Origin of the sequence: Paenibacillus helianthi, from assembly GCF_001909055.1 — a bacterium.
GTDB classification, from domain to species: domain Bacteria; phylum Bacillota; class Bacilli; order Paenibacillales; family Paenibacillaceae; genus Paenibacillus_AQ; species Paenibacillus_AQ helianthi.
Map to the genome: position 1 here is coordinate 26,836 of NZ_LVWI01000056.1, position 22,990 is coordinate 49,825.

Below are 22,990 nucleotides of genomic sequence, written 5' to 3' on the forward strand. Positions count from 1 at the left end.
GTTATTGAATGAACTCGTGATTCGGAATTTTAAGCAGGAGGACATGCCGGGACTGGGTGAATTTTATCAGGCGGTGACCGCAGGTGATCCTGTGATTTTTTGGTGGGTAGGCGAAGAAGAGAACTATTCGAATGTGTTTTGCGCTTTTGAAGGACAACAGATGGTCGCCAAAGGGCAGGTTGCCGTATTCAATATCATTGCACCTGAATGTGAGACGGAGAGCAAGCACAAGATTTTCCTTAATCTGAAGGCTTTCCCGGGTAGGGAAGAGGATGTGGAACTGCTGAATTCTGTGTATAAGCGCCTGCTGGCTCGGGCCCGTGAGATCAAAGCGACGCTGCCGGACAGTCATGGAACTATACTGTGTGTGGGGAACTACTTGGCGGAAGAGAGCTACCACCGTTATTTTCAGCAGCAGCAGGGGTATCAGTATTTACACAGCTTATATAGTCTGAAACGTGACTTGAATGAGCCTGTTGCGGAGCTGCCGCTCCCTGAAAGTGTGGACTTCATACAATGGCATATGGAGACCCCTGAGGAGCAGGAACAGTATATGCAGCTGGAAGCTGAAGTGTGGCCGGATGCTCCAATTGGAGCAAAACGGCTTGGCGAATATCGCAGTCATCCGCTGTGGACCGCCATCATTGCACGCGAAGCAGGAACGATTGTTGGCAGTGTAATGGTCTGGCAAGAAGACGAGGGTGGCGTTGTTGAGGATGTGTTTGTCAGGGAGACCTGGAGAAGACGCGGTATAGCCCGATTTTTATTGAGCGAAGCCTTGATATATTTGCAGGGGCATGGGCTTGAAACCGCCTCACTAGTTACCGGAACGGACAACCATTCCGCCCAGGCTCTTTATCATTCTGTTGGTTTTCATACGGAGAGCGAAGAAACCAGATATTACATAGAGCTATAAGGATCACCGGCTGGCAGCAGTATATAGCGCGATATATTTCACTATGGATCAGAACCTCCTGTAACCACAGCTATTGACTGTGACTTACTAGAGGTTTTCTTTTGGTCAACTGCACAATACATTTGTCCGATCATCAATATTTTTTTATATAGGGCAGCCTGTACTTGTAAGCGGTATACAAAGTGCGATGGGTACAATACTTCGCGTGCTTGCTGGTGGGGTGCTGGCAGGGGGGATGATGGAATCTGGGGCGGCAGAGATGATAGCGCAGGCCATCGTGAAAAAATTTGGCGGCAGCAAGGCCATTCTTGCTCTTGCCTTGGCGACGATGATCATTACAGCGGCGGGTGTATTTATACCTGTAGCTGAACTGATAGTGGCACCGATTGCTTTGTCGGTAGGGAACATCCTCTCGCCCAATCCCAATACGATTGCCGCTGCACGGGGGTTCGGCCTGGATCTGAGCCATGTGCTGCTGGCTGGCTTCATTCCGGCAGTCTGCGGCCTGATCGTAACCGTTATTGTAGCATCGCTTCTGAAAAATAAAGGTGTAAAGGTGCTGGATGAGGAAGCAGTGTACAACGAAGCAGACAACTCCAAATATCCGCCTCTTCGTAAGGCTGTCGTGGCACCGCTCGTTGCGGTCATCCTGCTGATGATCTCCTATCGGTTCGATTACGGGTATTGACGTGCTGTCCAGTATTAAGGTTGCTACGCTGTACATTCTGCCGATTGCCGGAATCATTGGTCTGCTGGCCATGGGCCAGGGGACCGAATTCTGGTGTACACCTCCTCCGGTCTGAATAAAATGACAGCGACGGTGCTGATCCTGATCGGTGCCGGCGGGATTGCCGGACTGATTGCCGCTTCCGACTTGTCCGTCCAGATCGTCAGCCTGATTCAGACGGCGGGTATGTGGCAACGTTATTATCCGTTTCTTTTTAAAAGGCACAGATTTTAATATATGGCATGAGGTGAGGATATGGGAGAGAAAGAGAAAACATTTGTACTGGCACCGGACTCCTTCAAAGAGAGCATGAGCGCCAAGGAAGTATGTGTCGCAATGGAAAAGGGGCTCCGGAAGATCTATCCGGCTGCTCATTACATTCATGTGCCGATGGCTGACGGCGGGGAAGGTACCGTACAGTCACTGGTCGATGCTTCGGGCGGGGAAATCCATTATAAAGAGGTCACTGGACCTCTCGGCCAGAAGGTTATCGCCCAATATGGAATTCTTGGCGGAGGACAGACTGCGGCGATTGAAATGGCCTCCGCGAGTGGTATACATCTGGTGTCGCAGGAAACCCGGAATCCTATGATCACCACTACTTACGGTACCGGGGAGTTGATCCGGGAGTGTCTGGACCGGGGCATCCGCAAAATCATTATCGGTATCGGAGGCAGTGCGACGAATGACGGCGGTACAGGCATGGCTGAGGCGCTCGGGGCCAGATTCCTGGATGAGTCGGGAGCAGAGCTTCCCCGCGGGGGTGGCAGTCTGGGAAGACTGGCAAGTATAGATATTACAGCGCTGGACGAACGCCTGCAGCACGTACAATTGATTGTAGCGTGTGATGTGACGAATCCGCTCTGCGGGGAGCAGGGCGCTTCCCGGGTATTTGGCCCGCAAAAGGGAGCTGACCCGGAGAGGGTACAGAAGCTGGACGCGAATCTGGCCCATTATGCTGCGATTGTGAAGCGACAGCTTCACAAGGATGTATGTGATCTGCCGGGAGCAGGTGCTGCCGGAGGATTGGGGGCGGGGCTGATGATCTTTACCCAAGCGGTACTCCAAAAGGGGATCGAAATTGTTATAGAATATACCGGTTTGAAGGACAAGCTGGCGGGTGCCGATATTGTGTTCACAGGGGAAGGGGGCATTGACTTCCAGACGAAGTTTGGAAAGACACCCTACGGTGTCGCCCGCACTGCCAAAGCCAGAGGCATACAAGTCATTGCTATTGCCGGTTACATTGGCGAGGGCATTGAGTCCCTGTATGAGGAGGGTTTTACCGCGATCTTCGGCATTGTTCCCGGGGCCAGCGGGCTGGAGAAGCTGCTGGCCGCGGGGCCGCAGAACGTAGAGCGGACCTGTGAGAATATTGCGAGAATTCTGAAATTAAGCGAATAGCATAAGCAGAGGCTCTGGAGAATTTATTTTCTTCAGGGAAAGTATAGCTGACTTTTTCTGCATTTGTCAGGGGCACTTGATCATACGGACAGACCTGCCACTTGCAACATAATCCATCTGCGTACGTCTTAATAAAAAGAAGGGGAATAACATTAGGAGGGATTTCATGAATACTATGAAAATAGTTGGGCGTTCAGCGCTGGCCGCTGTTCTGCTGGTTCTAGCAGGGTGCAATGCAGCGCCTGAAGCCGAGCCGAAAGCTACACTGGCACCGGAGCAGACTCAGGTATCCCCATCGCCGACTGCATCACCGACTGCATCACCGACCGTATCGCCGACCGCATCACCGCTCCCTTCGGAACCGGCAGAAAGTCAGCAGCCACAGGCTTCGGCTGCTCCGGAGGAAGGAATGCCGCCAACCGCTGAGGAAGCAGCCACTACGGTACTAAGAGCATTAAAGGCAGGCGATATGGAGACCCTTGCGTCCTGGGCACACCCGGACAAAGGTGTCCGTTTCTCACCTTACGCTTATGTCGATACAGCAACTGATCTGGTATTTACCCGGGATAAGCTGAAGGGTCTGATGAAGGACCCCAAGCCGTATGTATGGCGTGAATTCGCCGGGTCCGGGGAGATTATGAAGCTGACCTTCGCGGAATACTTCAAGCGGTTTGTATATGACGCCGACTTCCTGAATGATGCCAAAACCGCGCTCAACAAAGGGTTGGGGCAGGGAACGACACTGAATAATATTAACGAAGTTTATCCTAAGGATAAATACGACTTCGTCGAATATTACATTGCCGGCGTTGATCCGGCAAATGAAGGGATGGACTGGCGCAGCCTGCGCCTGGTCTTCGAGAAGATCGGAGAGGATCACGCGCTGGTAGGCATTGTCCATGATCAATGGACACCCTGACGGGAAGAAGGCAGAATACGTCTGTGAAAAAGTAGGGAATTATACCAGCTCATCGGAAGTAAGCCGGCAGGAATAATTCCCCACGAGTGTAATATAAAAAGTCCGCATTTCCCTGATGAAGGGAATGCGGACTTTTGAAGCTTATTCAGCCCACTGCTGTTGAGCCGGTGAACCGGGCATATACTCTGAATAACAGCTTACCTTACACTGGAGCCGGAGGAGAAAGGACTAGCGGTCAGCGACTGGGCAGTTGCAGTATAGCCTTCCGGCAGATAGGTTACTGCAGTGCCCTTCGAGATAACCATCGGGTACATTCTGCCTGGTGCCGGTTTGGTGATGCTGAAATAGATGACAGCCGTTTTGTCCTTGCCGAATTCAATCCGGTTAATGGTCAGCCCATACCCAGGGTTGGGCAGATCGCTCACGGTTATCGTGGCCTTGTTCACGCCATCACCGGCTTTTTCCAGGGTTACCGAGCCTTCATACATCATCTGGGAAGGAGCCGCAGTACCGTCATCCGGAGCAATTACCGTTCGGGCAAACTCAGCAGCGTCATAGATCCAGACAGCGGCTTCCGAACGGGTCACGGCATCGTTGGGACGGAAAGTATTGTTCTTATCTAATGTCACCAGATGGGTATTCACCAGAATCTGCAGGCTATTCATTTCTGCATTAGACAGCTTGCCGCCATCTGAGATATCGGCATACATCATTGTGACGGGGAAATTCCCTTTGCTCTGCAAAGCCTGAGTCAGCAAATGGGCGAACTGGATGCGGGTCATCGCGGCGTTCGGATCAACCGTGGGGTCCAGGGTTAGGCCGTTTTGCTTCGCAATCAGAAAAGCTGAGGCATACCAAGCCTTATCTTTTACTTTGTCAAAGTAAGTACTAGCCGTAACTGTACTGCTGCCGGTTTGCGGGGACAACTGCAGGCCATTTACGATAAACTGGATGCCTTGGGCAAAGGTAACCTTCGATTTTGGCGCAAATCTGTCCGTGGTCACTCCATTCACAACTCCTTTGTGATGCAGTGCGTTGATTTTGGACTCAGCGGGATCACCTTTTAAATCGGAAAAAGCAAAAGCAGATGCTCCAAAAGACACGCTTGCCGCCAGAATGCCGCACGCAATAGTCATTTTTTTCGCGCTCATCTGGAAAGTTTGTTTGTTCATTATGCCTCACCTCTTATCCTCTTAGATGGCAGAAATGCGAGAAATGTTGCAGGCACACTCCAAATAAATGAAATTCATCCTCCTGATCTGCCGTAGCGTGGATCTTACTTTCTCCCAATCAATCACTTTTACCAATATGATCTCCAGGTATTGCATCTTCAATGATTGCTAGCATGCTTCAGTAACTAATACCCTATGCCTCCGGTATGAACCAGCCTGTTGCACCGAAAGTGGACCCGCCGGTTCAGGATTGAACAATAGCGCCACTTCGCTGTACACTTAGGGATGATAGCGTTATATCAGAGGAACTTGAGAATGGAGAACATAGATGATTCAGCAGCAGGGGATCGAACGGATTAATGTGGGGGTTTTTGCCCATGTCGATGCGGGGAAGACAACAACTACGGAGCATATGCTCTATGAGAGCGGCCGCATTAAGGCGGTGGGGAGTGTAGATAGCGGAACAGCTGTAACCGATTCCATGGAGGTAGAGCGCCAGCGGGGGATTTCCGTGCGTGCAGCCTTGGCGTCGTTCGAATGGCGGGGTGTGCAGGTGAATCTGGTCGACACACCGGGGCATGTCGATTTCCTGTCCGAGGTGGAGCGAAGCCTGCGGGTGATGGACTGTGCAGTGCTTATTCTGTCTGCGGTTGAAGGCGTACAGGCCCAGAGCGAGATGATCTGGAATGCGCTGCGCAAGCTGGGGATTCCGACGCTGATTTTTATGAACAAAATGGACCGGGTCGGCGCAGATCCCGAAGCTGTGCTGGCCCAGGCGCGAACGTATCTATCCGGTGATATCCTTCCGGTTCAGCAGGCTCTCGGTCAAGAGCAGGATTATGCCGGAGCCGTGGACTTATGGGCAGATGGGGCCGACCCTGCGGCGCGGACGGAGCTGCTGGAAGCAATGGCTGAGCGGGACGAGGCGTTGCTGGAGGTATATATGTCGGGTGCTCCGCTTGCTGTGGCAGACTGGAAAAAACAGCTGATCGCCAAAACAGCCTCGGGTACGATGTTCCCGCTCGTCTACGGTGTAGCTGCCAAAGGTCTTGGCATTACACAGCTGCTGGACGCGATGACTGATTATTTTCCCCGTACCGGGGGAAATCCGGAATTGCCGGTGTCCGGCATTGTGTACAACATTCAGCGTGACAAAAGCATGGGCCGTATGGCCTTCGTCCGTCTCTACCAAGGCACCATCCGCAACCGGGACACAGTGATGAATTACTCGCAGGAGCTTCAGGGCAAGGTAACGCAGATCCGTAAGGTGGAGGGCGGACGGACGGAGGATGTCGGCACGCTGGAGGCCGGGGATATCGCCGTAGTCTACGGGCTGACCGGGGTCAGAATCGGCGATGTGCTGGGTCTCCCGGATGCTATTCCGCAGGAAGCGAAGCTGGCTGTACCGCTGCTGACGGTGAGGGTGCACTGGGAGGCCGATATAGATGAACATCAAGTCATCGGGGCATTTCAGGAGCTGGCTGATGAAGATCCGCTGCTCGATACCCAGTGGCTGCAGGATGAGCGGGAGCTGCACATCAAGGTTATGGGTCCGATTCAACTGGAAATTCTGGACAGTGTGCTGGAAAGCCGTTACGGCCTGAAGGTCACCTTCGGCCAGCCGTCCGTCATCTACAAGGAAACTCCAAGCCAGGCGGGTGAAGGTTATGTCGCCTACCTGATGCCGAAGCCGTGCTGGGCTATCCTGCGGTTCAAGATTGAACCGGGGCTGCCGGGCAGCGGTCTTCAATATGAATCGCTTGTCCGCAGCTCCGATCTGCTGCCGCAGTATCAGAATGAAACGGCCCGCCGTGTCCCGGAGGCGCTGATGCAGGGACTCTGCGGCTGGGAGGTTACCGACCTGAAGGTGACGCTGACCGAGGGGCAGCATCATGTGTGGCATACCCATCCGCTGGATTTTGCGGTGGCAACGCCCATGGCTATTATGGATGGGCTGAACCGGACCGGCACCAGGCTGCTGGAACCGGTTCTCCAGGTCCGCATCGTCGTTCCCGAAGAGAACGGCGGCCGCGTCATGAACGATCTCGTGCAGATGCGCGGCACGTTTGAGCCTCCGGTTCTCCAGGGTGAGCGGATGATTATCGAAGGACGGCTGCCGCTGGCAACGTCGCTCGAATATCCCGTCAGCCTAAGCTCCTACACGAAGGGGCGGAGTACGTTCACTTCTTTTTTTGCCGGCTACGAGGAATGCCCCCCGGATGTTAGGGCCGAGCGCACCCGCCGGGGCGTGAACCCGCTTGACCAGGCCAGATATATTCTGAGCGTGCGCAAAGCACTGGAAGGGTAGAGGCGGAGGTTGCCCCTGGTGCATGGTAATCTGTACAAAGAATCTGTAATGACGGTTTAGTCTTACGGATTCTTTTTTTGAAAAGCACGCTGGAATGATCTTCGGAATTCATCTATATAATGGGTTACCTGAACAAGCGGAGGGGTACAGATGATCATTTGGGCAACACTTTTTGCGATAGCAGCTGGTGTAGTTTTATCGATATTTCTTGGGTCTTACGGTATTCTAGTGCTGCTCGCAGTCGCTTTTGGCATGGTGACGAGCACGTATGTCAGGACCAAAGAGATTCATTCTGATCTCCAAATCATCAAGGAAAAGCTCGGAATCACGGATGAAGGTGAAACGGGCCTGAGCAATGAAGAGATAGAGGCGGAGCTGGAGCGTGAACTTTTGAAGGATCATTGAAAAACGGTGAGTTAAGGGATAAAAAGTGTAGTAATTAGCAAAAAGGTCTGCGTACTCGATGAGAAATGGCGTACAATAGACGATGTATAGTTAATTTTGAAAATGAATGCGTAGCCTGTGGTGCGAATGTATAGTACCCATGAAATCCCCGGGTTCTTCGCACCGGATTTATTACATTATTTGTATGATTTATGGATGAGTTTAGCGATTAATTTAAGAGTTAAGTGATTTTTAGGCTTTATTAATGGTCTTTTATCCTTTTTTTAGGCGAAAATCGCTGTCGCTCCTCACGTAGGAGCGTGGATTGAAATAGTCGTAGCCCGATCCCATATGCGCCGCGCATGTGGTCGCTCCTCACGTAGGAGCGTGGATTGAAATCCCTTGGCTCCAAATATGTCATATGGAATAACGGTCGCTCCTCACGTAGGAGCGTGGATTGAAATTACCGTAGTCTGTCCACACATACAGGTCAGATGGTGTCGCTCCTCACGTAGGAGCGTGGATTGAAATCTCTGGAATATCTGCATTGACCCATGTAAATGTCGTCGCTCCTCACGTAGGAGCGTGGATTGAAATCGGACGGTGCACTCCCTAACGTTGTCAGTGTCGTGTCGCTCCTCACGTAGGAGCGTGGATTGAAATACAAATACCTAATGGCAGCAACGGGACTGACTGACGTCGCTCCTCACGTAGGAGCGTGGATTGAAATTTTTTGCAACTTATCTACTTGCAATTGCGCTTTGTCGCTCCTCACGTAGGAGCGTGGATTGAAATTCTTCTTTGCCAGCGCCTGTAGTTTCTTGAACTTGTCGCTCCTCACGTAGGAGCGTGGATTGAAATATCAAAGCACGGTATTCTAAAGCTTTTTTTATGGTCGCTCCTCACGTAGGAGCGTGGATTGAAATAGGAAATTCGATAGTAGAGGCAGGACTGTCCGGGGGTCGCTCCTCACGTAGGAGCGTGGATTGAAATTCACCAGAAATGGCTTATGTTCCGTTGGATGATTGTCGCTCCTCACGTAGGAGCGTGGATTGAAATTAACGTGGAGGTGCCAACGCCGGGGGAGTAAATAGTCGCTCCTCACGTAGGAGCGTGGATTGAAATCACACCCACCATGATGCTTATGAGCCCGTAGGCTGTCGCTCCTCACGTAGGAGCGTGGATTGAAATATTTTTCAAGGAAGGGACCATTATCCCACGTGCAGGTCGCTCCTCACGTAGGAGCGTGGATTGAAATAGTGGTGAAATGATGGATAGCGTCAATGAGTATTCCGTCGCTCCTCACGTAGGAGCGTGGATTGAAATAGTGGTGAAATGATGGATAGCGTCAATGAGTATTCCGTCGCTCCTCACGTAGGAGCGTGGATTGAAATATCGGTTTGGGTTTGGATTCGTAGGTAAAGTTACTGTCGCTCCTCACGTAGGAGCGTGGATTGAAATATGATGCGGAATGTGTTCGTGACAGGAGATGTAAACGTCGCTCCTCACGTAGGAGCGTGGATTGAAATGAAAGCATCAAGCAGTCTTTTGTTAATTGCATCGTCGCTCCTCACGTAGGAGCGTGGATTGAAATTGCAACCTCCAACGCGTTTCAGAATCGTTTAGGTCGTCGCTCCTCACGTAGGATCGTGGATTGAAATAAATTCGGAATAAAGAGAACTTGTCCCATTGATCGTCGCTCCTCACGTAGGAGCGTGGATTGAAATGGAATTACACCGCCAGAAAAGCGGAGGACCTGGGTCGCTCCTCACGTAGGAGCGTGGATTGAAATATGGCCGAAAAGTTAAGAAAGGTAAGCGCAAAGGTCGCTCCTCACGTAGGAGCGTGGATTGAAATTTGTGGTTACATGATGAACACATAGCCATCGTTGTCGCTCCTCACGTAGGAGCGTGGATTCACATCAGTTAACGGTATCTCCAGTACCAGTATCGTCGCTCCTCATGTTGGAGCGTGGGTTGAACATTAAATAAAACCAGTATATATGTAAACCCCAAAACCCCAAAACGTTTAAAAGCCCACAACTTACTGATAAGGTGTGGGCTTTTAGACGTTTTGTTGGCTTTGCCGAAATTTGTAAAGTAATGTTCAGAAGTGTTTCAAAAAATGTCGTATTTTTCCATGAGGGGATGATATGATGAGGGAAATAGAGTTTCTAAAATGTAAAGTTATGCGTCCCATAACAAATAAGCTGTCGTTTGAATCAGTTGATTATAAAGGAGGAGAGTTATGGATTACATTGCTCATATTCGGGAAAATGACAGGAAAGTCCAGACCGTCACTGAGCATTTATTAGGAGTACAAGTCTTAGCAGAGGGGTACGGTGAAAAGCTAGGAGTTAGCCATATTGCCGGACTCGCAGGTATGCTTCATGACATGGGCAAATATACAGAAGAATTTAGAAATTACATATTGCAAGCCGTTTACCATCCTGAGGCTCCGCCAAAAAGAGGCAGTGTAGATCACTCAACTGCAGGTGGGAAACTGCTATTTGAACAATATCATAGTCTTCCGAAAGATCTATCCAACAAACAGGACCATATGAATAAAATGATTCTGGCCGAAGTTGTAGGGAATGCGATTATTTCACATCATTCATACCTACAGGATTTTATTAATCATGATATCTGAGAGTAGACTTCTTTACAACTGTGGAGCAGAATTTAAGCAGGCAAAAAATCGGTACAGCAACCTAAATTGCTGTACCGATTTTTGCTGCCTAGATTAATAAATCTCTGTTTCAATCCTCGAACTTTAAACAGTTCGACACAAGAAGATTTCCAAATACGTGGAATAGATTGACAATAGATGGGTTGGGGGGATATCCTGAAATTATCAGAGTGGGATTTTAGATAAATAAATCTCTGAAATAAAAAGTAATCTCTCCGTCAATTTCTACTATTAAGAGCAGTCACAGCGCCCTCTTAATTGTACCATTAAATGGTATCACAAGATTGGAGGTTTTGTCTTGTTGTATGCTCATTCCAAACGTGATCCGATTACAAAAGAACTTTTGCCTAAGGAAGAATGGCATCTTCTCACAGAACATCTGGAGGAGACCGCCAAAAAAGCTGCCAAACACGCTGGGTACTTTAACTGTGCTGAGCTTGGTCGTATTCTAGGGTATGCCCATGATTATGGCAAAGCGGATCCGGCATTTTTAAAGCGGTTGGAAGGCTCCAATCAATATGTTGATCACAAGACTGCAGGAGCAGTACTAGTCACTCAGCATTATCCTTCTCTATATGGAAGATTGCTTGCTTACGCTGTGTATGGTCACCACGGAGGATTGCCTGACCACATCTCAAGAGGCTCTTCAGTTGGACTTGACGAAGCACTCAAGAACAATAAATTTTCCATTATCAATAACTTCTATCCTACGATTCCTCCATTAGTAGTAGAGTCTATTCCCAAGCGTATAAAGAGCAGTAACCCCGGAATTTCTTTTTCGCTATTAATTCGCATGCTTTATTCTTCACTAGTTGATGCGGATTACTTGGATACAGAGAAATATTTTTCTCCTGAGAAAGCATCACTCCGTAATAAGTTCCCAACGATCGATGAAATGAGCGCGACATTCTCCACTACACTCACTGATCTTTTGGCCAAACCCCTGAACAGCACACTCGCAAAGTCAAGAAATCAGGTCTTAAAGTGTTGTCTCGAAGCAGCACAAATGCCCACCGGAATCTTTACACTTACCGTACCTACAGGAGGTGGTAAAACCTACTCTTCACTGGCATTTGCTCTCTCACACGCTACACAGAACAATATGCGCCGGATTATTTATGGGTTACCATTCACTTCTATTATTGAACAAAATGCAAATGTGTTTCGTTCCGCACTTGGTAAAGGAGCAGTGCTAGAGCACCATAGTAATATTGCAGCCTCTCAAGATGATGAGATTGATATTAATAGATTAGCCAGCGAAAACTGGGAAGCAAATTTGGTTGTTACCACTAACGTTGAACTTTTTGAGAGTCTTTTTGCGGCAAAGCCTTCCCGTGCGCGTAAACTGCATAATCTTGCAGGAAGCATCATTATTTTGGATGAAGCTCAAATGCTCCCGAGTGAATTGCTGCGCCCTTCATTAGCTGCCCTAAAGTGTCTCAGTGCCGATTATGGAGTAACTGTAGTATTGTGTACAGCTACTCAGCCTGCAATACATCCCGATTGGCTGGATGGTATTACGCCAGTAGAGATTATGGACAATCCGATGAAGCTGTACTCAGATTTGAAAAGAGTACGCGTAGAGTTTATTGGTTCGCAAAGTGACGCTGAACTCAATAAGATGATATCTTCCCAGCATCAAGCTCTATGTATTGTCAATACTCGCAAACATGCTCAAGCATTATTTAGAAGATTGGCACAGCAAGATGGAAACTATCATTTAAGCGCACTCATGTGTCCTGTACATCGAACGAAGATCATAGATGAAATAAAAATAAGACTGAAAAATAAGCAACCTTGTGTCGTTATTTCGACCAGCTTACTAGAGGCAGGAGTGGATATAGATTTTCCGCAAGTTTATCGTGAGATCGCTGGAATTGACAGTATAGCCCAGGCTTCTGGCCGATGTAATCGGGAAGGTACGGTAAATGTAGGCCAAGTATTTATTTTTGAATCAACGGATTATGCACTTCCAAGAGGCTGGTTTTCAAGAATGGCAGGATTCACTCGCATGGTTCTAAATCGCTATCCCGATCCTTTAATGCCGGATGCGGTTTCATACTTCTTCCAATTGTGCTATGAGCTTGATACAAACCTGGATGAGTATAATATACTAGAAAATCTTAACGCTGGAGCGAACCAACTTTCCTTTCAATTTCGAGAGGTTGCTGAGAAATTCAAGTTCATAAATTCTGATACAGTACCCATAATAATTCCTTTCGACGAGAAGTGCAGGGAACTAGTAAAGGAGGCACAAAGCTCCCATTATCCTTGCAGTTATAGTCAAAAATTTCAACGATATAGTGTTTCTATTACTCCTAGGGAATTAGAGCAGATTCGAGCTCTCGGGAAGCTAGGGATTATAGATAAAAAGATTTACTATTTAATGGAAGATGGGGAGGGGAATGGGCTGTACAATGGTAGGTTTGGTCTATCTATTAACCCTGATAAGGAGTGGTAGTGAAATGGGATATGGCATTCGTTTATTAGTTAGAGGAGACTACGCCTGTTATACCCGTCCAGAATTCAAGTCTGAACGGGTCAGCTATGATGTTATAACACCATCGGCTGCAAGAGGCGTGTTGGAGGCAATACTGTGGAAGCCAGCTATCCACTGGGTAGTTGATAGGATTTCAGTACTGAATCCTATAGTTTTCGATTCGATTAGGCGCAATGAATTGGGTTCCAAGATACCCCCAAATAACGTTACAGCAGCCATGAGAGGAGGAAAAGACTTGCATCAATATATCACAGAAGACAGGCAGCAGCGAGCTACGTTATTGCTTACTGATGTGGCGTATATTATTGAAGCTCATTTTGTGATGAATAAAGAGAAGTCTGGCGAAACAGACACTCCGGAAAAATTTTATAATATGTTTCTAAGAAGAGCTCGTCAGGGGCAATGTTTTCATACACCCTACTTAGGATGTCGTGAATTTGCCGCCCATTTTAAGCTAATTGAAGAGGATAGAGTGCCTGAGAGTCATTACAGGAATGATGATGAAATCGATTTGGGATGGATGTTATGGGACATTGAATATAAAGAAGAGATGAATAAGAAAAAAACTGAATACTCGTTCACTCCAAAATTTTTTCGGGCGTACATGAGGCATGGTGTGATAGAGGTTCCAAAGGAAGTGGATTTATGATACTTCAAGCTTTATGCGGATACTATGATCGGCTTGCGGAAGCAAGCGATAGTAAGGTAGCCCAGCCCGGATATGAATTGAACACGGTTGCATGTTGTATTGTTCTCGATAAAGAAGGAAATGTTTGTGATGTTATTGATATGATCGATGAAATTGAAGTGACGGGAATCAAAGGTAAGAAGGAAAAAAAGCGGCAGCCGAGGAGAATTATTACGCCTCAACAGCCTAAACGGGCTGGAAGCCGCCCTGAACCGGCATTTTTATGTGAAAATGCTAATTTTATTTTTGGGATTTATAAGGATCGTGCAGGAGCAGATTACAGGTTTGCAGCAAGCAGAGACATCCATGAGAAGATTTTGATGGATATAGATGATGAGGGAGCACAAGCGATATTAGCTTTTTATAATGTTAGGAAGCAAGGATCATATCAATATGAAGGGGTAAACACAAGCTACCTCGATGATGGGGGAAACATAGTTTTTTTATTGGACGGAGAATTAGATTTCATTCACAATCGCCCGAAAATTCAAGCTGCCTGGAACCGTTATTTAGCTCAACGCTCTACAGAAGCTTCGATTGGGCAATGTTTAGTAACCGGAGAAGTACTGCCAATTGCACGTATTCATGGCAACCTCGGAGGATTTGGGCAGGATAAGCCAACCGTTGTAGGCTTTAATCAAGATAGCTTTGTTTCTTATCGGAAAGAAAAGGGTGAAAATGCGCCTGTCTCTGAAACTGCGGCCTTTAAGTATGTTACAGCACTTAACATGCTTATAAGTGACCGGAATCATTGTGTTCATATGCATGGCGATAAGCTTCTTTTTTGGGCTGAACGCGAAGCACCGTTGGAGGAACAAGCCATTGTTGGGCTTATGGAAGGAGGTACTTCGCAACCTGATAAAATGCTGGATGAAGTGAGGAATCGCGAGATAGCTTCAATTCTGGATTCACTTTATAAAGGTAAGTCTCCTGGGGAACTGGGACTTGATCCGCACGTGAAGTTTTATCTTCTTGGACTAGCTGCGAATAAGACAAGAGTGGTAATACGTTACTTTTACGTAAATACTTTTGATCAATTGGTTACTCACCTGCAACTTCATCATCAAGATATACATATTGTAGGTCCGGCATGGGAGCCTGAACATCCATCTGTAAATAAAATTCTTATAGAAACGGCAGTGCTTCATAAAAGTGAAAATGTCCCGACTCCACACCGTTCGGCATTGATTCGCAGTATTTTGAGCGGAGGAGTGTACCCAAACAGTTTGTATATGGCAATGCTAGGAAGGATTCGTGCGGAAGCAGCTGCAAATGCGAAGACTGCTATAAACCGTACTCGAATTGGTGTAATCAAAGGGTACCTGAACCGAATATCACGACTACTAAATAACAAGGAGGAGTTGATGACTGTGGCTTTGAATAAAGATGAAAAATCGATCAGCTATTTACTTGGTCGAATATTTGCCCTTTTAGAGAAGGCTCAATCTGACGCTTTGGGAAATGTGAACGCCTCAGTGGTGGACAAGTACTTGAACGCAGCACTTGCCAGTCCGCAGCAGGTATTTCCATCACTACTTTTGAATGCAGAAAAGCATTTCTCAAAAAGTAAAAAGTATAACATTAAGATGCGTATCCGTGAAATTATGGAGGATGTTCCCTCGGATGGTTACCCGAAAACGCTAAATACGGAAGATCAGGGTAAGTTTTTGGTGGGTTATTATCATCAGCAACAAGACATTTATACCAAGAAGGATAAATTAGACTTAAAACAAGATGAGGGAATATCCAAAAATTCTGATGAAAATCATGAGGAGGTTATTTAAATGAGTGAATTACTGAAAAATCGTTATGAATTTGTTCTTTATTTTGACGTGGAGAATGGAAATCCCAATGGTGACCCTGATGCAGGCAATATGCCACGAATTGATCCGCAAACGGGTGTGGGTATTGTAAGTGACGTATGTATGAAACGTAAAGTACGAAATTATATTGAATACGCTCATGAAGGAAATGACCGTTTTGATATATATGTTACCGAAGGTGCAGTCCTTAATAACAAACAGAAGGAAGCTTATGTGGATTCTAATATTACAACCAAGGATAACAAGAACGATAAGCTAACTGCTCAGGCCTATATGTGTAACCGATTCTATGATGTGCGAACCTTTGGGGCGGTTATGGATACAGGGGATTTTAAGTGCGGACAAGTGCGTGGACCGATTCAACTGTGCTTCTCTAAAAGTACAGATGTGATTTTTCCTCAGGAATTAACGATTACTCGTATGGCTTCTACAACGGAAAAAGAGAATGCTTCAGAGAATAGAACTATGGGACGCAAATATATAGTTCCTTATGGTTTATATCGGCTGGAGGGATTTGTATCAGCGAAGTTTGCGCAGAAGACTGGATTCACGGAGGATGATCTTTCAATTTTTTTCGAAGCGCTTAAACAAATGTTTGAGCACGATCATTCTGCTGCTAGAGGGAAAATGTCTGCACGGAAGCTGATTGTGTTTAAACATGATTCGGAATTGGGCAATGCACCATCTGCAGAACTTTTTGAATTGATACATGCAGAACTGAAAGATCCTACTAAACCACCAAGAGCTTATAGTCACTATACGATTACTGTAAATAAGGATGATGTTCCAAGTGGAGTGAATTTGCTAGAGATGTTATAGATATAAACTAATGTCTGGCAAGAGTGACCGGGCAGAGCCGGGGGAATGTGGTGCTTCGCAAGAAGCAATATAACTTATCTGAAGATGAGATTTGTTCAGCTAAGATAGCCCGCAATTTTATTATCGGGAAAATCTATAATCATAAATGGATGCTGGAAAGAATGACAAGAGATTACCCGCTCAGGGTAAATGTAGAGGATTTCAAAGAAACCTCGCAACAGTTGTCGTCCTTAATCCTTGAGGTAAGAACTTGTGAGCAATTAGATAGATTAAGAGGGCTGGAAGGGCAAGCTGCTATATCGTATAACAGAATGTTTGATCAGATGATTTTGCAGCAAAAAGAGGATTTTTATTTCCGCTCTCGTTCCCGCAGACCGCCGCTAGATAATGTAAATGCTATGTTATCCTTTGCGTACACGTTGTTGGCACATGATACAGCCTCCGCTTTGGAGGCTGTTGGATTGGATGCGTATGTTGGTTTTCTGCATCGGGACCGGCCTGGGCGAGTTTCTCTGGCGCTGGATGTTATGGAGGAATTACGGGGTGTTTTTGCAGATAAGTTTGTCTTATCCTTGATCAATAAAAGGCTGGTAAATCAATCGGATTTTCTGAAAAAAGAAAACGGGGCAGTGATTATGACCGATGAGGCCAGAAAGAAATTTTTGACGGCCTGGCAGAACAGAAAGCAAGAAATGATAACGCATCCGTATCTGGGTGAGAAAATCTCATGGGGGTTAGTTCCACACGCTCAAGCTTTGCTATTGGCCCGTCATTTACGCAATGACCTGGATGAGTATCCTCCATTCTTATGGAAGTAGGTGTATAAGGTGTTGGTGCTGATTACTTACGATGTTAGTACCTTAAGTAGTGCAGGTCAGAGCCGGTTGCGCAAGGTATCTAAAACATGCCAAAATTATGGGCAGCGGGTCCAAAATTCTGTTTTTGAATGTATTGTGGATGCAACACAATTTGCCGAGTTGAAAATAAAGTTAAAGGCCATCATTGATCAAGATGAAGATAGCCTAAGGTTTTACCAACTCGGCAATAATCATAAGAATAAAGTTGAACATGTGGGTATAAAAAAATCCATTGACCTGGAAGGTCCACTGATTTTGTAGTGCGAATGTATAGTGCACATGAAATCCCCGGGTCCTTCGCACTGATTTTATTACATTATTTTCTAAAAAATAAGCCGAATCCTAATTAATTGCTTATTTTTTTGAGATTTAAGCAGTTTTTAACGAAATAAAAGTATTTTCATCCTTTATTTGGGCTGAAATCGCTGTCGCTCCTTACGTAGGAGCGTGGATTGAAATTGATTTGCTGTACCATTTACGAAAGTCCATGCGTGTCGCTCCTTACGTAGGAGCGTGGATTGAAATGATCATGCTGTCACCTTTGACAATCAGATAAAAGTCGCTCCTTACGTAGGAGCGTGGATTGAAATTCCCTTCGGCACAACATCGTAAGTCAGGCTGTCCCTGTCGCTCCTTACGTAGGAGCGTGGATTGAAATCTGTCACAGCGTTAAGACTGTGAAGGAAGACGGCGTCGCTCCTTACGTAGGAGCGTGGATTGAAATCCACCAGCCACTGGTTACGTCACTCACTTTGTTATGTCGCTCCTTACGTAGGAGCGTGGATTGAAATCCGAAATCGTAGCCGTTACCGTACCCGTTACAGATGTCGCTCCTTACGTAGGAGCGTGGATTGAAATTCCGATCAAGGCGGCGACTATCTGGAATATTTACGTCGCTCCTTACGTAGGAGCGTGGATTGAAATCTTCATATTGATATCACAGGCAACGTAAAAATCGGTCGCTCCTTATGTAGGAGCGTGGATTGAAATATAGCCGCCACCGCTGAGGTCGCAAGTTGCGAACGTCGCTCCTTACGTAGGAGCGTGGATTGAAATATATTTAAAAAAGGTAAAAAAACAAGAGAATATGTCGCTCCTTACGTAGGAGCGTGGATTGAAATTTTCTTGCGCTGTGGCGGCTTCCACACTTCAAGGTTGTCGCTCCTTACGTAGGAGCGTGGATTGAAATGGATCTCCAGGTATAACCTTCACCCCCGGCGCATGTCGCTCCTTACGTAGGAGCGTGGATTGAAATGTGGACCCGAAGTTGCTGCCCATACCCAGAACGGTCGCTCCTTACGTAGGAGCGTGGATTGAAATTTTTTGGGTAACGATGAGGACTTTTATTTGATGAGCGTCGCTCCTTACGTAGGAGCGTGGATTGAAATCGTATAGTAATCTACTGTATTACCGTTTTTTATGTCGCTCCTTACGTAGGAGCGTGGATTGAAATAAAAGAAAGTACTCGTCAGTGGCACAGTAGGAGGTCGCTCCTTACGTAGGAGCGTGGATTGAAATTATCAATATGGACAGATTTACTATCCGCCTAAAAGTCGCTCCTTACGTAGGAGCGTGGATTGAAATTCCGGATCGAATATCGCTTTCGCCGGGTCTTCGCCGTCGCTCCTTACGTAGGAGCGTGGATTGAAATTGTAACTGCCCCAGACATACGTCCGGCTGTATCAGTCGCTCCTTACGTAGGAGCGTGGATTGAAATACTGGAAAGGTACCGTCATTCCGCCGCCGCCGTGCGGTCGCTCCTTACGTAGGAGCGTGGATTGAAATGTTGCAGTCATCACAAGGCGCATGCTCTGCCCGTCGCTCCTTACGTAGGAGCGTGGATTGAAATCGTGCCTGTGGGGGAGTATGCGACCTATACAGGCCGTCGCTCCTTACGTAGGAGCGTGGATTGAAATCCCGCAAACGATACGGCGGCATTACCCGTCAGTGTGTCGCTCCTTACGTAGGAGCGTGGATTGAAATTCCGCCTCCAAAGCTTTAATTTTAGCTCGCTTGAAGTCGCTCCTTACGTAGGAGCGTGGATTGAAATGCCCACCGCAGTATTCTGCGGGTTTTCCGTATAGTAGTCGCTCCTTACGTAGGAGCGTGGATTGAAATAATAAATGGATATGAGGATGCCAACCATTACTACGTCGCTCCTTACGTAGGAGCGTGGATTAAAATAGGTCCTCTTTACTGATATCGACAGGCTTTTCGATGTCGCTCCTTACGTAGGAGCGTGGATTGAAATTTGATCATATCGCCAGATACTTTACCGTATCCTCGTCGCTCCTTACGTAGGAGCGTGGATTGAAATATGCAAGCATGATATATCTCCCCAGGTGTTGGAGGTCGCTCCTTACGTAGGAGCTTGGATTGAAATTGGAGCTGGCTCTGTGTGCGCCGGATCTTTTCCTGTCGCTCCTTACGTAGGAGCGTGGATTGAAATAGATATCGAGTAAGCGTCATAGGTGTTAAGCCCGGTCGCTCCTTACGTAGGAGCGTGGATTGAAATTCGCACAAGGACTGGGGGTTGCCAGGGGTCAGCTCGTCGCTCCTTACGTAGGAGCGTGGATTGAAATTTAAAAGAGCTCAAGAAACTCGCATTATCCAAGGTCGCTCCTTACGTAGGAGCGTGGATTGAAACATCGTATATAGCACTGAACTTTGATTTTCACCGGCCAAGTATCAAAAATACCGCACATCATGGTAAAATACTATGACTAGTACAGCAACAGTCCAATCTGAATTAGCAGGTGACCGTGTTGAGATTACGAGAATTCATGAACCCTTCCGATTCCTCGGCCTATCGGCAGGCGAAGTGGATCAAACGTTTTTTGCAGACTTATTGGCTTGTGATTTCCCTGCATTTTTTGGCCCAGCTAGGGGCATTTTGGTTTCTGCCGTATGAGAGAGGGGCGCATGAGTTTTATTTTGAGGTACTGCTGTATCCGACTCTGCTGATGGCAGCGGTGGTGATCATAGCCCAATTGATTGATTACAGCGCCTCTAAGTATTCGTTTTACTCTCTTTTTATGGCTGGCACGATTATTGCCATGATCATCATCCATCTGAACATGGATATCCGTATTATTGGAGCACTTATGCTGCTGCCTATTTTCGCTTCGGCGATTTTTTACAGGCTTGACTTAACATTATTTACATCAGCACTTCAGGCCGTTGCCTTTTTTGTGCTCTATCGATGGGATTTTTGGTTTAAGTATTTTCTAAGTTCGTTTGATCTGATTGCGATCCCGATTTTTCTCATGGTGGGTACCCTGGTAGCTATTATCATGATTATTAACGGACGTGAGCTGGCTAGCGATCTGGAGGCAACGTTGACGGCGAAGCAGGATCTGTTAATCGAGAATGCGATCATGCGCAAGCTGTCGACAACGGATGCGTTAACGGATCTGTACAATCATATTTCTTTCCATGAGTTCTATGACAAGGCACTAGAGTACGGAGATCAAGGTGCACCCTTTCATCTGGCCCTGATTGATATCGATGATTTCAAAATGGTCAATGACAAATACGGACACCGTACAGGGGATATTATTCTGGCGAGAGTTGCCAAAGTCATCCGGGAGCTTATCTCACCGGCGGATATTGCCTCCCGTTATGGCGGAGAGGAGTTTGCCATACTTCTTTTTGAGAAGTCCTTTGAACAGGCAGCGGAGATCGCGGAGAAGATTCGCCTGCGGCTCTCTGATACTCCGCATGAAGAGATGGACGGGGCGGTGGTCACCGTAAGTATCGGACTTGAGAGCTACATGCAAGGAACCACCAAGGAGAAGCTGTTTGAGGAAGTGGACACACTGCTCTATGCGGCGAAACACTCGGGCAAAAACAAAGTGATGACCCCGGGTTCATCCATGGTATTTACATAACGCCAATTCCCGGAGAAATGATCTGGGACGGCACAGTTTTAAGAGTTCAAATGATACGTCATTCGGTGTCCGCCTTCTTGCGCGCCCGGAAACGCCGGACCTTCATCAGATTGCCGCACATTTTATCGTCGCAATAACGTTTCGAGCGGTTGCGGGTATCATCGTAATAGACCCATAGGCAGTCCGGATTCTCGCATATGCGGAAGCGGGAGGTGTCCTTCTCCACAAGCGCAGCGGCAAAAGAAGACGCAATCTCCGCCATCACCTGTGTCCAATCGGCGCGCTGCGGCAAAAGGGAGATTTCCGCCAGGCCAGCGTCATTCCAGACGATCTGCCGAATGGCCGGCCCTTTATCCATATATCTGTTTAGCTGTTCCAGCGTAGCCCGGTTTACTGTATGTACCTGGACTAGCATCTGCACCTCTGCCCACATCAAGCTCCGGAGCTGCTGCAATTGATCCAGTTCTGCGGGCTTAAGCGGCAACTCTGCTTGAAGTGAATGAAGCTTCAGCCAAGAGGCCAGCCATTCCGGATCCATCAGTTTGTCCTTGTCACCGCCACGGTTGCTTGTCCGCCAATCCCGCCAATAACTGTTCAAGAAATCGTCCCATAGCACCGTACATCCCTCCTTCCAGGCCCAGACCTTTTCAATGATTGTAACAGTTAAAATATAAATTTGCTAGTTACTTGAACCGTGGCGGAGAATATGCTACATTTTCTAAAAAGATAAGAATTTATATGTTTCACGTTACAAATTATCTTTCTCTTTCTCGCTGAAACGGATGCCGCCCTTATAAGGACGGCGTAGCCGTTTCCACTTGGTAACCATGTCTTTAAGTCGTTACCGATTTTCGGATGATGCTCAGGAAAGCCATGTTCTACAAAAACTATACGGATGCTCTAGGAGGTAAAACATGCAGAATAAGATCAGTGATGTTTTGCTGGAAAACTGGGATTATGTTATGGATATCGAGGATTGGGCACCGCCGCTTAGCGCAGCACTGGAAGGTGTCACCAGCGAGCAGGCAATCTGGAAGCCGCAAGGAGTAGCAGGTAATTCCATCTGGGAGACGGTCAACCATTTAACCTATTACAAGGAACGTCTGCTGAACAAGCTCAAAGGATTGCCGAAGCTGCCTGACGTGGAGAGCAATGATGCTACTTTTAGTGTAGCAGGCAGCGGGGAAGAAGCTTGGGAGCAAGCGGTGGCCAAACTGAAGTACATCCATGCTTCGCTGCGGGAAGTAATTGAGGCGCTGGAGGAAGGCGCATATGACTGGGGGGGTTCCGGGCATGCTCCAGGTGAAGAAGTGATGAGTCTGATTCTGCATGATTCCTATCACACCGGTCAGATTGTGCTGGTCCGCAAGCTGCAGGGCTCCTGGCCTACGAACCGCAGTTTTAACTAAACCTGTCAGGTGCTTTTATGAGCCGCAACTCCGGCTCTCCGTTGCTATGGAGAGAGAACCGGGGGTGCGGCTGTTTGTTTCAAGCAGGAAAGGGGCGGGGTAATGGATGCTATCAACAAGAGATTCGAAAGGAGAGATTGATGATGGAGCCGAATACCAAGGACAGAAGTGTTGAAGTGGAGCGTATACGTCTTCCCGATGTTCTAGGTGATTTCAGTGAGCAGTCAAAAATGCAAAAACCCATCCTGGATTCCTCGGGATGGGTTTTGTTTGAAATATAAGAACTCATATGTTTTACGCTATAAATGATCCTTATATTCCACGCTGAATGGAGTCACGGGATTCGGCGGAATTGCGGTAAAAAAACCAGCATTCGTTCAGCAGCTTAATCTGACGCCGGTCTTTTTTATAATAAGCCTTCATGAGCTGATGGCAGAGCCACTGCGGCAAGAGTACCCCTCCTCTGCATGCTAACGTAAGATAGCA

16 protein-coding genes, 3 pseudogenes and 2 CRISPR repeat arrays are annotated in these 22,990 nt (G+C 47.2%); of the genes and pseudogenes, 16 read left to right on the plus strand and 3 right to left on the minus strand.

Going from position 1 to position 22,990, the window contains the following annotated elements; translation table 11 throughout:
- Window positions 1-4: 4 nt before the first annotated feature.
- From A3844_RS21200 to A3844_RS21215, 4 genes and pseudogenes are all read left to right on the plus strand, one after another.
- Window positions 5-916: a GNAT family N-acetyltransferase gene (locus A3844_RS21200; protein WP_244169817.1), complete on the plus strand. Its 912-nt coding sequence runs from the start codon at window positions 5-7 to the stop codon at window positions 914-916.
- Between the two features lie 160 nt (window positions 917-1,076).
- Window positions 1,077-1,832 (plus strand): annotated as a pseudogene (locus tag A3844_RS21205) (GntT/GntP/DsdX family permease); the annotation flags it as partial.
- A gap of 66 nt (window positions 1,833-1,898) precedes the next feature.
- A complete protein-coding gene (locus tag A3844_RS21210) occupies window positions 1,899-3,047 on the plus strand; it encodes a glycerate kinase family protein (RefSeq protein WP_074083229.1) in 1,149 nt (382 codons plus the stop codon).
- A 166-nt stretch (window positions 3,048-3,213) separates the two neighbouring features.
- Window positions 3,214-3,966 (plus strand): hypothetical protein, encoded by a 753-nt coding sequence (locus A3844_RS21215; protein ID WP_074108388.1) that lies wholly within the window; start codon window positions 3,214-3,216, stop codon window positions 3,964-3,966.
- Window positions 3,967-4,163: 197 nt separating this feature from the next.
- Here A3844_RS21215 and A3844_RS21220 read toward each other — a convergent pair whose 3' ends face one another.
- The gene (locus A3844_RS21220; protein WP_074108389.1) at window positions 4,164-5,138 is read right to left on the minus strand and encodes an S-layer homology domain-containing protein; all 975 of its coding nucleotides are present in this window, start codon (window positions 5,136-5,138) and stop codon (window positions 4,164-4,166) included.
- A gap of 328 nt (window positions 5,139-5,466) precedes the next feature.
- Between A3844_RS21220 and A3844_RS21225 the strand changes: the two genes are divergently transcribed.
- The 10 genes and pseudogenes from A3844_RS21225 to A3844_RS21270 all read left to right on the plus strand — a co-directional run bounded on the left by A3844_RS21225 (window position 5,467) and on the right by A3844_RS21270 (window position 21,095).
- Complete coding sequence (locus A3844_RS21225) at window positions 5,467-7,446, plus strand: GTP-binding protein (RefSeq protein WP_074108390.1); 1,980 nt, start codon at window positions 5,467-5,469, stop codon at window positions 7,444-7,446.
- A 150-nt stretch (window positions 7,447-7,596) separates the two neighbouring features.
- Entirely contained in the window at window positions 7,597-7,851 is a 255-nt protein-coding gene (locus tag A3844_RS21230) for a hypothetical protein (protein ID WP_074101169.1), read from the plus strand.
- A 279-nt stretch (window positions 7,852-8,130) separates the two neighbouring features.
- Window positions 8,131-9,813: a CRISPR direct-repeat array (repeat unit 32 nt; unit sequence GTCGCTCCTCACGTAGGAGCGTGGATTGAAAT).
- 264 nt (window positions 9,814-10,077) lie between these two features.
- Window positions 10,078-10,476 (plus strand): annotated as a pseudogene (locus A3844_RS21235) (CRISPR-associated endonuclease Cas3''); the annotation flags it as partial.
- Between the two features lie 340 nt (window positions 10,477-10,816).
- Window positions 10,817-12,979, plus strand: a complete 2,163-nt coding sequence (locus tag A3844_RS21240; protein ID WP_074101637.1) for a CRISPR-associated helicase/endonuclease Cas3 — start codon at window positions 10,817-10,819, stop codon at window positions 12,977-12,979.
- Window positions 12,980-12,983: 4 nt separating this feature from the next.
- The gene (cas5c, locus tag A3844_RS21245; RefSeq protein ID WP_074101636.1) at window positions 12,984-13,667 is read left to right on the plus strand and encodes a type I-C CRISPR-associated protein Cas5c; all 684 of its coding nucleotides are present in this window, start codon (window positions 12,984-12,986) and stop codon (window positions 13,665-13,667) included.
- Complete coding sequence (gene cas8c / locus A3844_RS21250; RefSeq protein ID WP_074108392.1) at window positions 13,664-15,490, plus strand: type I-C CRISPR-associated protein Cas8c/Csd1; 1,827 nt, start codon at window positions 13,664-13,666, stop codon at window positions 15,488-15,490. The genes cas5c and cas8c overlap by 4 nt, the downstream gene beginning before the upstream one ends.
- A complete protein-coding gene (cas7c, locus tag A3844_RS21255) occupies window positions 15,491-16,348 on the plus strand; it encodes a type I-C CRISPR-associated protein Cas7/Csd2 (RefSeq protein ID WP_074101634.1) in 858 nt (285 codons plus the stop codon).
- Window positions 16,349-16,362: 14 nt separating this feature from the next.
- A pseudogene (gene cas1c / locus A3844_RS21260) lies at window positions 16,363-17,166 on the plus strand (type I-C CRISPR-associated endonuclease Cas1c); the annotation flags it as partial.
- A gap of 9 nt (window positions 17,167-17,175) precedes the next feature.
- On the plus strand, window positions 17,176-17,466 hold the full coding sequence (gene cas2 / locus A3844_RS21265; protein WP_074101643.1) for a CRISPR-associated endonuclease Cas2: 291 nt from the start codon (window positions 17,176-17,178) through the stop codon (window positions 17,464-17,466).
- A 166-nt stretch (window positions 17,467-17,632) separates the two neighbouring features.
- Window positions 17,633-19,852: a CRISPR direct-repeat array (repeat unit 32 nt; unit sequence GTCGCTCCTTACGTAGGAGCGTGGATTGAAAT).
- Between the two features lie 118 nt (window positions 19,853-19,970).
- Entirely contained in the window at window positions 19,971-21,095 is a 1,125-nt protein-coding gene (locus A3844_RS21270) for a GGDEF domain-containing protein (protein WP_244169818.1), read from the plus strand.
- 58 nt (window positions 21,096-21,153) lie between these two features.
- Here the strand turns inward: A3844_RS21270 and A3844_RS21275 are convergent, their stop codons facing one another.
- Window positions 21,154-21,711, minus strand: a complete 558-nt coding sequence (locus A3844_RS21275) for a CGNR zinc finger domain-containing protein (RefSeq protein WP_074108393.1) — start codon at window positions 21,709-21,711, stop codon at window positions 21,154-21,156.
- Between the two features lie 298 nt (window positions 21,712-22,009).
- Between A3844_RS21275 and A3844_RS21280 the strand changes: the two genes are divergently transcribed.
- Window positions 22,010-22,504: a DinB family protein gene (locus tag A3844_RS21280; protein ID WP_074108394.1), complete on the plus strand. Its 495-nt coding sequence runs from the start codon at window positions 22,010-22,012 to the stop codon at window positions 22,502-22,504.
- 140 nt (window positions 22,505-22,644) lie between these two features.
- Entirely contained in the window at window positions 22,645-22,785 is a 141-nt protein-coding gene (locus tag A3844_RS33160) for a hypothetical protein (RefSeq protein ID WP_208619446.1), read from the plus strand.
- 31 nt (window positions 22,786-22,816) lie between these two features.
- On the opposite strand, the gene cmpA is transcribed toward A3844_RS33160, so the two are convergent.
- On the minus strand, window positions 22,817-22,954 hold the full coding sequence (gene cmpA / locus A3844_RS32405; RefSeq protein ID WP_143186262.1) for a cortex morphogenetic protein CmpA: 138 nt from the start codon (window positions 22,952-22,954) through the stop codon (window positions 22,817-22,819).
- Window positions 22,955-22,990: the final 36 nt, after the last annotated feature.